The 12,267-nt window shown below is 39.8% G+C and carries 14 protein-coding genes; 8 read left to right on the top strand and 6 right to left on the bottom strand.

Features of this window, described 5'->3' with window-relative positions:
• Nucleotides 1-29: 29 nt before the first annotated feature.
• Complete coding sequence (locus FH976_RS14205) at nt 30-269, top strand: CopG family ribbon-helix-helix protein (RefSeq protein WP_089111018.1); 240 nt, start codon at nt 30-32, stop codon at nt 267-269.
• Nucleotides 259-543, top strand: coding sequence for a type II toxin-antitoxin system RelE/ParE family toxin (locus FH976_RS14200; protein ID WP_089111019.1), 285 nt, complete (start codon nt 259-261; stop codon nt 541-543). Before FH976_RS14205 ends, FH976_RS14200 begins: the two co-directional genes overlap by 11 nt.
• Nucleotides 544-647: 104 nt before the next feature.
• Here the strand turns inward: FH976_RS14200 and FH976_RS14195 are convergent, their stop codons facing one another.
• Nucleotides 648-911, bottom strand: coding sequence for a type II toxin-antitoxin system RelE family toxin (locus FH976_RS14195; protein WP_089111020.1), 264 nt, complete (start codon nt 909-911; stop codon nt 648-650).
• Nucleotides 895-1,119 (bottom strand): type II toxin-antitoxin system RelB family antitoxin, encoded by a 225-nt coding sequence (gene relB, locus FH976_RS14190; protein WP_089111021.1) that lies wholly within the window; start codon nt 1,117-1,119, stop codon nt 895-897. Before relB ends, FH976_RS14195 begins: the two co-directional genes overlap by 17 nt.
• 1,027 nt (nt 1,120-2,146) lie before the next feature.
• Here relB and FH976_RS14185 point away from each other — a divergent pair.
• The 3 genes from FH976_RS14185 to FH976_RS14175 all read left to right on the top strand — a co-directional run bounded on the left by FH976_RS14185 (nt 2,147) and on the right by FH976_RS14175 (nt 4,206).
• Nucleotides 2,147-3,097 carry an integrase domain-containing protein gene (locus tag FH976_RS14185; RefSeq protein WP_194091479.1) on the top strand — a complete coding sequence of 317 codons (951 nt, stop codon included), beginning with the start codon at nt 2,147-2,149 and terminating at the stop codon, nt 3,095-3,097.
• Complete coding sequence (gene argS, locus FH976_RS14180; protein WP_407701656.1) at nt 3,094-3,672, top strand: arginine--tRNA ligase domain-containing protein; 579 nt, start codon at nt 3,094-3,096, stop codon at nt 3,670-3,672. Before FH976_RS14185 ends, argS begins: the two co-directional genes overlap by 4 nt.
• 102 nt (nt 3,673-3,774) lie before the next feature.
• Nucleotides 3,775-4,206 carry an HIT family protein gene (locus FH976_RS14175; RefSeq protein ID WP_194091480.1) on the top strand — a complete coding sequence of 144 codons (432 nt, stop codon included), beginning with the start codon at nt 3,775-3,777 and terminating at the stop codon, nt 4,204-4,206.
• A 104-nt stretch (nt 4,207-4,310) separates the two neighbouring features.
• Here the strand turns inward: FH976_RS14175 and feoB are convergent, their stop codons facing one another.
• The 3 genes from feoB to FH976_RS14160 all read right to left on the bottom strand — a co-directional run bounded on the left by feoB (nt 4,311) and on the right by FH976_RS14160 (nt 8,881).
• Nucleotides 4,311-6,599 (bottom strand): Fe(2+) transporter permease subunit FeoB, encoded by a 2,289-nt coding sequence (feoB, locus tag FH976_RS14170; RefSeq protein WP_027697020.1) that lies wholly within the window; start codon nt 6,597-6,599, stop codon nt 4,311-4,313.
• A complete protein-coding gene (locus FH976_RS14165) occupies nt 6,596-6,826 on the bottom strand; it encodes a FeoA family protein (protein ID WP_027697019.1) in 231 nt (76 codons plus the stop codon). The genes feoB and FH976_RS14165 overlap by 4 nt, the downstream gene beginning before the upstream one ends.
• A gap of 591 nt (nt 6,827-7,417) precedes the next feature.
• Entirely contained in the window at nt 7,418-8,881 is a 1,464-nt protein-coding gene (locus tag FH976_RS14160; RefSeq protein ID WP_194091478.1) for a helix-turn-helix domain-containing protein, read from the bottom strand.
• A 14-nt stretch (nt 8,882-8,895) separates the two neighbouring features.
• Here FH976_RS14160 and FH976_RS14155 point away from each other — a divergent pair, with 14 nt between their 5' ends.
• The 3 genes from FH976_RS14155 (at nt 8,896) to FH976_RS14145 (ending at nt 10,642) form a co-directional block, all read left to right on the top strand.
• Nucleotides 8,896-9,171: a hypothetical protein gene (locus FH976_RS14155; RefSeq protein ID WP_194091477.1), complete on the top strand. Its 276-nt coding sequence runs from the start codon at nt 8,896-8,898 to the stop codon at nt 9,169-9,171.
• A 525-nt stretch (nt 9,172-9,696) separates the two neighbouring features.
• Nucleotides 9,697-10,347, top strand: a complete 651-nt coding sequence (locus FH976_RS14150) for a nucleotide-binding protein (RefSeq protein WP_194091476.1) — start codon at nt 9,697-9,699, stop codon at nt 10,345-10,347.
• The gene (locus tag FH976_RS14145) at nt 10,337-10,642 is read left to right on the top strand and encodes a hypothetical protein (protein ID WP_194091475.1); all 306 of its coding nucleotides are present in this window, start codon (nt 10,337-10,339) and stop codon (nt 10,640-10,642) included. The genes FH976_RS14150 and FH976_RS14145 overlap by 11 nt, the downstream gene beginning before the upstream one ends.
• 71 nt (nt 10,643-10,713) lie before the next feature.
• On the opposite strand, the gene FH976_RS14140 is transcribed toward FH976_RS14145, so the two are convergent.
• Nucleotides 10,714-11,136: a ProQ/FINO family protein gene (locus tag FH976_RS14140; RefSeq protein WP_194091474.1), complete on the bottom strand. Its 423-nt coding sequence runs from the start codon at nt 11,134-11,136 to the stop codon at nt 10,714-10,716.
• Between the last annotated feature and the right edge of the window lie 1,131 nt (nt 11,137-12,267).

Here is a 12,267-nt window from a genome sequence, read left to right as displayed (position 1 = left end):
TTACACCGTAATACAAAGAGGTAAAAAGTATGCCGTCTATGTCCGTTAGAATCCCTGAAGAAGTAGAAAAAAAATTAGTCATACTTGCTGAATCAACAGGTAGAACAAAGTCATGGCTAACAAACCAAGCCATTCAAAGTTACTTAGATCGCGAACTTTGGCAGGTCAATGAAATCAAAAAAGCTATTAATGAAGCAGACTCTGGACAGTTTTCTACTGATAGTGAAGTGAAAAAAACTTTCTCTAAGTGGGGCGTGAATGCAGGTTAAATGGCTCAAAAATGCATTACTAAACCTAGAACATTCCGCGGATTACTTAAATGAACATAATCCTCAAGCAGCAAGAGACTTTGTTAAGGAAGTTTACGATCTAATGGAACTGCTCAAAGAAAATCCTGCAATGGGAAGAACAGGAAGAGTATTTGGCACTCGAGAACTTATCTTACAGCGGTTCCCTTACTTAATACCTTATCGAGTAAAAGATAATTGCATTGAAATATTGCGAGTATTTCCTACCAATATGTCTCAACCAGATTTTTGGTAAAGAACAATGAAAGGTTACTATAGTAAACTTTCATTAATGCAGTTTATGGACGTTATGTAGAATCAACATAATACCGCCATAAAAAAACCTGCAATAGCAGGTTTTTATAAATACACATTTTTCCTATGCCCTAGGTGTGTAGCAAGAATAATAAGTTCATCATCTTCAATACTGCATAATACTCTATAGTTACCCACTCGATACCGCCAAAATTGACGCTTATCTCCTCTCAAAGATTTACCTTTTGAACGAGGGTCATCTAATTGTGCAATACCATCCAAATAATCAATAATCGTAGATGCTGCTTTCTTATCGAGCTTCTTTAATTCTTTTACTGCTTTTAAAGAATACTCAATCGTCCAAGCCAAGTTCTTTCCTTACTTCATCAGCTGAATAAGTTTCCATTTCTCCATTTTTCACTTTTTGAGAAACATTTTCCGCCAGGTAGTAATCTTCAAGATTAGAAAGATGCTTAAGTATTGCCTCTCTCGCATAGTAAGTTTTCGTTCTGCCTGTCTCTTGGGCTAAATGAGATAATCTATTTTCAATATCTTCAGGTAGTCGAATAGCTAACATAGGTACACTCCATAAGTGATATACATGTATATCATAGCAAATAAAATAGATTTTCTCGCATATTTTTTAGGTTCGCTATATGGGTAATATGTTAAATAGCCCAGTTAGCTATCAAAAACACTCACTAGAGCGTCTAAAACGCGCTTAGACATCTTTTATCCATATAACCCACACCTATCTACCACTTAAACCCCCTGTAAGTTTATGACAGTTTCAGGTGGGTTTTATCCGTAATCTATTCCGAGTTCATTTGGGAGTGAAAAACGCCTCTAAAGGCTTTTTTATAACGTTAATATCGGCAGTTACGTTATTAATTATTTGATTACTTATGAATCATTTTATATATTGAAAACAACACGTCGTTGACGTTGAGTCCACACCTCTTGAAAGTGGCGCTACCTCGCGTAGTAAAGGGACACTAACCGGCACCATCCCATTGCGGAATCAGGATATAAATATAGAGATGTAAGATAATCAAGCAGTGAAGCACGCGACAGTGCCCTGTTTTAATCTCACACGCTCTCAAATCACCTATAGTTTTTAGCTCAAACACATCAAGCCATAAAACTATCCTTAATAAATACAGCGCCTGGTTAATTCAGGCTATCAAGCCGCACTGTGCTCACTGGCTCAGTGCGGCCTATTACCCGATATAACGCTTGCACCAGTCGTGCAGAACAGTCGTCTAATTTCCGATAGGAAATTAGACGACTGGAATGAATTCGCAAAATAAGCTTTTAAAACATCATATTACATGTTGCCTTCACCTGACGTTTTGCGACGTTTTCATTCCCTGCACACTCTTCATCGGCGATTTGGGCATACGATGCGTGACTTCGTCACTGGCGATCGTATAGCAACGCAAACCAAATGCATGAAGAGAAAAAAAAGCACCGCCCAAAAGGCACACACATGATCAGAGGCATGCAATAAGGCCGTTTCCTGACGCGCAACAGGGCTGATTTTAAAAACCAAATGCGCCTATCACTTAACTTAAAACGATGTAAATCGAGCAAATGTGTGGCTTATGAGAAATTTAAACCTAAGAAATTTTGGATTGAAAAATCGCGATATGGGAAGGGCATTACATAATGCTTATCAAGAAAATGGGAATGGATATACGGCAAACGCAACCGTCAAAACTTCATTGCATCAATTCGCTCAATTTCTAAAAGAATCAGGAGTAAGAGATCTTAAGAACGTCCAAAAAGAGCACGTAAAAGCATACGCTCAACAATTATTAGAGCGTTATGAAAATGACTCAATCAGTGCCAGTACAGCACAAAACTACCTCTCCGCTATCAATGTTGCGATGAGCAACGCGCGGATGGACAAACAATGCCATATCAACCCAGTAAAGGACTCAGGATTTCCCACGAAGTCAGGTATTGCAGAGATGAATAAATCTGTCACTTACGAAACTTTAGAGGAAGTAAAAAGAGAACTCCCCGCTAGGTTATCAGCGCAACTCAATCTTCAAAAAACATTAGGATTAAGGTTTAAAGAATCCGCTCTAATCGATGCAAAAAAAAGTTTAACCGAAGCAATTGAGACAGGAAAAGTGACCATTGAAAATGGAACGAAAGGGGGAAGAGCAAGGATCATTCCTATTACCGGCCAACCTCAAATCCATGCACTCGAAAATGCCAGTAAAGTCCAAGAAAATAACCGGTCTCTAATTCCTAAAGCCCTTACATGGGCTCAATATCAGAATACTTGTTATAAGGAGATGGAAAATAAACCATTTAATTTTCACGATCTCAGACACAGCTATGCCCACGAACGCTACCAAACATTACTAGGTCAATCGTGTCCAGTCCAAGCGAATATCCCTCACAAAGACCACCATCAATACTTAAGTAAACAATTAGCCTGCACAGTCGAAGATGCGAAACAAAGAGATCACACCGTAAGAGCACAAATATCAAGAGAACTCGGGCATAACAGAATATCCATTACCAATAACTATCTTGGATAAACCAAATGAACAGACAAACAGTAAAAAGTATCTATCAAAGCATGAGTGAGTATTACCGAAAAGGTAAAAAAAGCGGTTTTTCGACGGAAGAAAAAGCCAACATCGCTAACACAGTGGCAATGGCCGCAGTGAAATACTCAGACCTTTCTAAGCACCGCACCACCGATTACATCTTCGACTGGGACAACATGCTAGCGTTCGAAGGTAACACGGCCCCTTACATGCAATATGCCTACACTCGTGTCGCGTCTATCTTTGCCAAAGCAGGCATCGACATGAACAGCCTATCTGGTGATATCATGGTAGGTGATGACAAAGAAAAAGCACTGATTTCTAAACTTCTTCAATTTGATGAAGCAGTATCATCAGTCGCTCGTGAAGGTCAACCTCACCTAATGTGTAGCTACCTATTTGAGCTAGCAGGTCAGTTCTCTAGTTTCTATGAAGCCTGTCCTATCTTGAGCGCTGAAGATGAAGCTGTGAAGCAAAGCCGTTTGAAACTGGCTGCTCTAACAGCTAAGACCATCAAACAAGGTCTTGATCTACTAGGGATTAAAACCTTAGAACGCATGTAATCAATACGCGTTACTAATATATAAATGATCCCCTTGAGCAATCGAGGGGATTTTTTTATCCATTTGGTGATATGATTTTTTAATATCCATTTTAAAGGACTGATTATGAGCTTTACACTGCATCCACAATTGCAAAAAGATACCGATGTTATCGGTGAATTCCCTCTTTGCTTAGCACTACTACATAAAGAAAATATCGGCCCTTGGGTGATCTTAGTACCTAAAATTAATGACCTTCAAGAGCTGCATCATTTACCAATGGAACAGCAGCAGCAATTCCTAGTTGAATCTCAAACGGTATTCGAAAACTTAGAAAAGTTATTTAATCCTAAAAAGCTCAATTTAGGCGCACTTGGAAACATGGTGCCACAATTGCATATTCATCATATTGCGCGTTTTGAAACCGATGTCGCTTGGCCGGGTCCAGTTTGGGGAAATACAGAAGGGAAACAACGCTCACCACAAGAGAGCGAAAGCTTGATTCAAACTCTTGCGGATGCATTTAAGAGTCAATACCCGCAATTTAGCCGCTAAGCTGATACCAATAAAAAAGATTCGCCCTCATAAAAAAGATTAGCAGCAATAAAAAAGGCTCAGAGCTTTCACATTCTGAGCCTTTCTTATTATTCAGCAGTCAGCTAGTTAATGTTGACCACATCAATTCGTAATGCTTGTTCTTTTTGTCCTATCTGCTTTAAGCGAATATACACAATCACAAAAGCAATCAGCATCAAACCTATCCATAAGCTGCTCGATAATGGATGTGCAGCAAAGCTGGTTGCTTGATAATAAATCACCGCTGAGGCATAAGCTAAGAACATGGTCCACAAACCAATGAAGCGAGCAAACTTAGGACCGAATTCACGAACATACGCCCCCATCGCAGCTACACATGGTGTGTATAGCAATATAAACAATAAGTAGGCAAAGGCTGCACCACCCGTCACAAAGTAGGCTTGTAAATTACCAAAGATCCCTGAACTTACGCCTTGTTCCTCTGCTGCCGCAGTTGAATCACCAAGATCGCCAACTTCAATGCCTAGAGGATCACTAAAGCTCAAACCTGCAAGGTTATCGGGGATAGTTTGTAGCGCCTCTTTAAGGCTATCAACTAGATTAAATTCTGCGGCGTCTTCTTGTGGATCTGAATAAAGGTTATTCAATGTTCCCACTACCGCTTCTTTAGCAAAAATACCGGTAATAATACCAACCGTCGCTGGCCAGTTATCCTGATCCACGCCCATTGGTTCAAACACAGGCGTAACCACTTGTGCGGCTTTAGAAAGCACTGAACTCTGACTATCTTCATTACCAAATGAGCCATCTGTTCCGAGTGAATTAAAGAAGCTTAATACCGCGACCACGATTACAATCGTCTTACCTGCACCAAGTACGAAACGTTTTAGTTTTTGCCATGTTTTTAATCCAACATTACGCAAGGTTGGAATTTCATAATCGGGGATTTCCATTATGAAACTACTACTTTTACCCGGATAAAGCGTCTTCTTAAGTAGCATACCGGTAAATACTGCGGCTAAAATGCCGAGTATGTACAAAGCAAATACAACGTTCTGACCATTGTTCGGAAAAAAAGCAGCGGCAAACAGTGTATATACCGGTAGACGTGCACCACATGACATAAATGGCGCCATTGCTGCCGATAACTTACGTTCACGCTCTTGGTCCATGGTACGTGTCGCCATAATTGCCGGCACGTTACAACCGAAGCCTAAAATCAATGGCACAAACGCTTTACCCGGCAAGCCAATTTTTTGCATCACTTTATCGAGTACAAAAGCTGCTCGCGCCATATAGCCGGAACTTTCTAGTAACGATAAAAACAAGTACAAACAAGCGATAACAGGAATAAAGGTAGCAACCGTTTGAATACCACCACCAATACCATCAGCAATAACCGTAACCAACCAAACAGGTAAGTGTCCATCAAGTAAGTAATGCCCGCCATCAACCAATATTGCCCCTACACCGATATCGAAAAAATCGATAAAGGCACTACCAATATTGATAGAAAACATAAACATTAAGTACATAACGCAAAAGAAAAATGGAATGCCAAACCATTTATTTAAAACAATCTGATCAACTTTTTGAGTGAAGTTTTTACTTAAAGCGGAATCCAGGATACGAACTTGCTTACATACCTCATGTAAGTAGCTATATTTGGTATTTGTGATCGCTAGATCGATATCAAAATCCGCCGCTAATCTTTCTGATAATGCTTTATGCAGTTCTAAATCATTTGCTGAAAGGTGAGATAGCATTAAACCATCTTGCTCTAATGCACGAATAGACATGGCACGAGGAGAAATAATACGCTCAGCAGGCCATAGAGGGTTTAATTCAGCAATAGCGGATTCGATTTGAGAACCGTAATCAAGGTTCAAACTTGCAAGCTCAATAGGAGTTTGGGATATTTTATGGAGGTCATCTTTAAATTTGGCGACTTGCTGCTTATTGATAGCAGAAAGAATATAAACAGGGCAACCGAGTTCTTTCGATAAAGCATCAACATCAATTTCTTGGCGCTCACGATGTAATGCATCCAGTTTATTCAGCACCACGATCATTGGACGACCTAACTCACGCAATTGTAGAGTCATATATAAACTGCGTTCAAGGCTAGTCGCGTCCACCACATTAATAATCAGATCAGCTTGCATAGCCGAAACCGCTGAAGAGGCAATCGACTCATCAATACTATTGGCATCATTGGCACTATCTAATGAATAAATACCAGGTAAATCGGTCAGATTAAATTGCGTTTGCTTATGGTTAAAAGAGCCGGTCTTTTTCTCAACAGTCACACCAGCCCAGTTGCCAACATGCTGCTTAGCACCGGTTAAGCCATTAAATAGTGTTGTTTTACCACTATTTGGGTTACCAACGGTTAAAATATTAAAGCTCATTGGCCCACCTCAATCTCAATTTCTTCAGCTACTTTGCCCCTTATTGCTAAAGACACTCCGCGCACTTCAACTTGCAATGGATCACCTAAAGGGGCTTTACGAATTAAGGTCACTGGAGTATTGGGTAGCATACCCATGATCATTAGCTTTTTTCTAATGTCATTTGGAAGCGCATTTAAGTGCACAATATTGGCACTTTGACCCATTTTTAATTCACTTAATTTCATACTGTAACAAAACCTTTAATGAGAACTATTAGCATTTACATGTATAATACACTTTATTACATTTCATTTCTTGCGTTAGGTCAATTTAACATTGTAATGAAATGGCTATTTGTCACTTAAATTCTCTGTTATGGGAAAAATGGCATCTGGATTGAATGTCAAAACCGTCAGCTCTGTTTTTAAGTTTACGTCAAAAACGTCAATTTAAAAGATTCCCCAGAAAAAATGCCCTTCCCTACAAACAAATAAGCCATTGAAAATAAAAGAGTAAAATAAAAAATATAAACTTGTCGCTAATCTCATAGATCATTGTCGTTATTTTTATACGAAAAATAAGTCCATTCCCGTATAAATATATCTATCGATAACGGCACACGTTATCTAACCCTTTTATTCCTGATGTGTATTGTTCTCAATGCACTCCGGCAGCAAGCGAAGGTGTCATTACACCCGTGACATGATCCCCCCGGTTATGTCACGTTTTTTTATTCATAAATAAGGGCGTGTTGTTTTAAGCAACACGCCCTTATTTGATCTGAGCTTTATGGTGAGCCAATCTCTGATGAGGTTAGAACTATTCGGTTCCCAAAATCACTCTATTGAATTTTCAATAAATTTAGACGGTGATAAACCAAAGTAATGCTTAAACCTTTGGCTGAAGTATGACGGGTCATTAAAACCTGTTTCAAAAGCTGTATCTGATATTTTCTCACCTGAAATTAATAACTCGCAGGCCTTCTCTAAACGAACTTTTGTTACATAGTCCATAAAAGACCCGCCAGACAAAGATTTAAACTTTCTTTGCAAGCTTCTCTCCGAGATAAACAGCATCTTTGCAGCATGGCAGGTACTAAAATCAGGGTCGGGATAATGCTTCTCAACCAATTGATAAACTTTATCAAGCCAATCATTTTGAACGTCATTATTCACTTGTTTATTTATATTGTGAGTTTCCTGTTGAGAAGCGGGTGTGTCGACAATGCAGGCACCTTCATCAATATTCGTCGAGGGAGTGCACGCTTCAACTGGCCATGAGATAGATAAGCGCGTTCGATGTATCAGTTGATTATAATGGAAATCAAAATGCCCTCCACTCTGCTCCGCCATTTGGGCAATAGCAGATAAAGAGGTATCTGATAACGTAAATTGGGATTCATAGCCCACTCTACCAAATTCCTGAGCTTCAAAAGCCTGTATTTCATCTTCTGAGATACCTTCCCCCGTATCTTCGATAGCGATAAGGAGACGACCATCATCAAGTTTAGCGGAGAGATGAATGATTTGATTGGCATCCGACCGGATCAAAGCACTCGCCATCAAGGTATTTAAAATCATATCGAGGTTGAAGTGTTTAACCTTAACCAAACAACCTTGGCTACTATCTTCAACCAGCAAAGTGATCCCGACTTTATCCGCTTCTTGTTGCCAACCTTTCACTACTGCTTTAACAACAGAGGACACCACTTGCCCATCAAATACCGTGCACTCCGGTGTCTTATTATCATATAAAGATAAGATTTGCTCTAAAGGCTCTAGTGCTTGCTCTGCATAATCTAAAGCGGGGGTGTTCTTTTGGTCACTCTTATGTAGGTAGTCTTTCAAACCATCAAGGTTTAATTTCGCTTTAATCACTCGTTCACCGACCAGTATACGTCGAGTTTGAGCTTGCTTTCTTAACTGCATATTACTGCTAACCAATAATTGACTTTGATGCCTTAATTGCTGAGTTTTCAGATTAATCAAACGCCTTAACCTTAAGTTAGTTTTCACCACAATTTTAGAGCGCCATGCGATCAGCAGTACAATGCTACCAACAAGCAATACCGCAAAAATAGCCACACTACTCGGAAGCAAATACCAAGGCTTACTCACGATGAAGCTATACCTTGCCCCAGAATGATTGGTTCCAACCTGAGACATGGTCTTTAACTCTAAGGTGTAGCGACCAGGTTCTAAATGTTCAAAGGTTAACTGTGAGCCTTGAAAATCCACCCAGTTTTCTTTTTCACTGCCGAGCAAGCGATATTGAACTTGTGGCACTTCAAAGTTAGGCAAATAAGAAGAAACAAATGAAACGCCTGATAAGAATCATTCAAGACATATTACAAAATGAAGGAACAAGCCAAATAAAAACAATAGGGAAAAGACAAATAATTGGATATTGGAGAAGAACCGAACACGAAAGCCCTCAAACCAGGAGAGAAAAATACAACATATTGAAAAAATATTTTGAGGTCACTAATGAAAAGATCAAAGTACCTCAACCACGTGAGAAGAGCATAAAAGATATTGCCCTTTCGGCTACGCCGACCCCTACCCAAACAGAGCGACTTTTCAGCTCTTAAGGTATTCATTTTGGTCGTTTTCCGTGGAGATTTTTCTCTTACCCTTTCGGGCTGCCCTACGCTGTGTGTAAAGGCTTTCGCCCCCCATCCAAGTCACACAACACTAATCAACTATTCCTTTTCCGCATGTCCCCTCTAGCAGCTATAAGGGGCGGTTTTATCGTGCTTAACGCAAGTTATGATTAGTGCCTTTACCTTCCACCTATCGGACTGTCCCTTGGTCGGTGGATGATGCGCGTCGCTTTGTCCAAAACATCTTGAATCCAAACAAAGAGCAGAAATACTTGATAGAGGTCATTTGAGTGGTTAAACTGAAAGGACTTCGGTGCAGAAGTATTTCGAAAAAGGCAGCCTTGCAGGGCTGCCTTTTTCACATCTGGAATAAAGAATAAATCTAAAATCATTTGATCTCAATGATCTATTTCCCATCAAATTTTCATTTATGCCCATCAAAACACTAGCAAAAAACGAAAGTATACGTATATTATACGTAAAATATACATATACTATAGGTATAATTTACGTATGATCTACGTTATTTGTAATGAAAAAGGCGGCTCAGGAAAAAGTAGTCTTGCTCAAACTTTATCGGTTTATTTAAAGTTAATTAAGTCGAAAGACCCTTTACTCATAGATGCAGATCCTCAAAGGACAACAGCTGAATGGGCCGCTGAACGAGCTGAAAGCGATTTACCTCAAATCCCATGCATAGAGTTAACCGGTAACATCACTAAACCCTTACAAGATCTAAATACTCGATATGATTCTATCGTTATTGATTGCGGTGGTGCGGATTCAAAAGCCATGCGATCAGCGTTAGCCTTTGCTGATATTACTCTATTGCCTTTTAGACCTAAAAGAAGAGATCTAAAAGTTGCTCTTGGCATGTCTGAAATTGTCGAAACTGCTCAGGCTTTAAATTCAAAATTAAGAATTTTTTCGTGTGTTACGCAAACGCCAACACTCCCAAGTCAAGGATATAGAATCCAAGCAGCGAAGAACCTTTTAACCTCTTTAGAGCTAAACCCCTTAAGTCATATCACTCGTAATTTAAATGGATGGGATGATGCAGATGAATCAGGTTTAAGTGTTCTTGAGTGGAAGCAAGATCCAAAGGCCGGTGAAGATGCTAAAGCATTATTTGATGAACTAATGGAGTCTATTAATGAAAAATAACCCTTTTGGTGATATCAAAAAAAAGAACAACAACATATCTAAATCAGACTTCATTGAATCGGCAAAGGTTGATGGTAATACTGACACTTCCTCATTCGAAAAAAATGAGCGCAGAGGCTCAAGCTACATCGACAAAGAAACAGGGAAGCGAGTTAAGCTATCAGGAAAAATTCTTCAAGTTCCGGTAAATGGTTATGAATTAAATATTATAGAGGAGGGAGCTAAAAAAATGGGCCTTCCTCTTGGAAGTTACTTAAGAACTCTTGGCATCGAAAATGTAAATAAAGATAGATAAAAAAGGTCTCCAATGGCGACCTTTCTTCAATGCAGCTTACGGGTGTTACGTTAAATTCGTATTAAGTGCCGTTACGTTAAATTACGCGCTTCAAGGATAGAACGTGAATATTCTCTTTCTGCATCAGTGATTAATTCGGCTTCTGTTCCATCCAAATTCAATCTACGTTTACCGTTGATAACCGCATTCAGATACACATCACTATGCGTCCACCTTTGTATTGCCCAACTAGCAGCCTTACTACTAATCCCTTGCTCTCTTAATTGCAGAACTATGGATCTACCTATGCCTTTAGCTAAAGGCATAGGTAGGTTTAAGCTTTTAACAACATTAAGAGCTGCATGGTTACGCTTCATTCTCTCTTTTCTAGCTTTCTTCTCAAAAGCGATCTGATCAAATTTAGGCTTTGATTTTTCTTGCTCAGAAACTTCTAACTTTGTTTTTTCGATTGATTCTGACTTAGGCTTCAAGCTAAGAACGGGTCTCTTAGACATATTAAACTCTTATAAGTGAAACATGAACACATGATACTAAACCTCACAAATACGTACTAATCTCGGTTAAAAATCTACCACCTACGCACAATAAAGAGAAGAACAAAAAGGAAAAAAAACTTCGACTTGAGTATGAGAAAAGACAAGCGAAGCGAATCAAGGACGCTAAGAAATTAAAAAAAGAACAAGAAGCTTTAGTTGAGGAGTTGGCAGCCCAGACAATCAAAATTCCGCCATTCCGAAGAGGCAGTTAACAGGGGTAAAGGGGGCGTTAGCACCCCTTTCCAGCTCACAGAGAAATGAGCGCAGCGAGTGCACTCTGTGTATGCTGGCTTAAAACAAAAGCGCGTGATTAGCATAAAAATTGAGCTAAAGAAGAATAGAAATAGAGATACGGGGACAGTGCCAAAGATTGGGATGAAGTGGCTTACCGCTTGCTAGGTGTTCGGACGCTACGCTTACTCACACACTGCGCCTAGCGGTATAAATGGAAGAAACAAGGGTACAAGCGCGGCGAAAAACCAGCCCTTTCGGCTGCGCCGACCCCTACCTTTTTTCAAACTCAATTTGAGTGATTTTAGGTACCGATATGGTCGCTTTCAGATTGGGATTTTTCTCTTACCCTTTCGGGCTGCCCTGCGCTGTGAGTTAGGCTTTACGCCCCCATTCCGGTCTCACAACACTAATCATTTATTCCTTTCCCGCTTATCCCCTCTAGCAGCTACAAGGGGCGGATTTATCGAGCGTTTGCTTAGTTCTGATTAGTGCCTTTACCATGCCACCTTTGGAATATCCCTTGGTCGGTGGCTGATGCGCTTCGCTCTGTCCAAAACATCTTGAGTCCAAACAGAGTGCAGGAGTACTTGAAGTGCTTACGTGATATGGCTATCATGAAAGGACTTAACGGGTTGTGAAATCGTTTGAGTACTCCGAAAAGCCAGCTCGCCAAAGCTGGTTTTTTCACATCTGGGAAATAGATTAATCCCAAAAGCGATTGATCTCAATGATCCTTTTAACCGGTCATAACTTCCCAAAACAAAAAAGCCTCCCTTTGGGGAGGCTTTTTTGTGTCTAAATCTGGGTTCGCACTATGGCCGTTATAGTAAATCCCCTTTCACTGTATTACAATAA

It is taken from the genome of Vibrio hibernica, from assembly GCF_015223435.1.
Classification (GTDB): Bacteria; Pseudomonadota; Gammaproteobacteria; order Enterobacterales; family Vibrionaceae; genus Vibrio; species Vibrio hibernica.
Note: the sequence above shows the minus strand (reverse complement) of the source record. Positions and strands in the feature narration are given on the sequence as shown.

Bases quoted from the DNA above. Each gene is read 5' to 3' on its own strand.
- FH976_RS14205 (WP_089111018.1), top strand. From the start codon at position 30: ATGCCGTCTATGTCCGTTAGAATCCCTGAAGAAGTAGAAAAAAAATTA.
- FH976_RS14200 (WP_089111019.1), top strand. From the start codon at position 259: ATGCAGGTTAAATGGCTCAAAAATGCATTACTAAACCTAGAACATTCC.
- relB (WP_089111021.1), bottom strand. From the start codon at position 1,119: ATGTTAGCTATTCGACTACCTGAAGATATTGAAAATAGATTATCTCAT.
- FH976_RS14185 (WP_194091479.1), top strand. From the start codon at position 2,147: ATGAGAAATTTAAACCTAAGAAATTTTGGATTGAAAAATCGCGATATG.
- feoB (WP_027697020.1), bottom strand. From the start codon at position 6,599: ATGAGCTTTAATATTTTAACCGTTGGTAACCCAAATAGTGGTAAAACA.
- FH976_RS14165 (WP_027697019.1), bottom strand. From the start codon at position 6,826: ATGAAATTAAGTGAATTAAAAATGGGTCAAAGTGCCAATATTGTGCAC.
- FH976_RS14155 (WP_194091477.1), top strand. From the start codon at position 8,896: ATGAAACGCCTGATAAGAATCATTCAAGACATATTACAAAATGAAGGA.
- FH976_RS14150 (WP_194091476.1), top strand. From the start codon at position 9,697: ATGATCTACGTTATTTGTAATGAAAAAGGCGGCTCAGGAAAAAGTAGT.
- FH976_RS14145 (WP_194091475.1), top strand. From the start codon at position 10,337: ATGAAAAATAACCCTTTTGGTGATATCAAAAAAAAGAACAACAACATA.
- FH976_RS14140 (WP_194091474.1), bottom strand. From the start codon at position 11,136: ATGTCTAAGAGACCCGTTCTTAGCTTGAAGCCTAAGTCAGAATCAATC.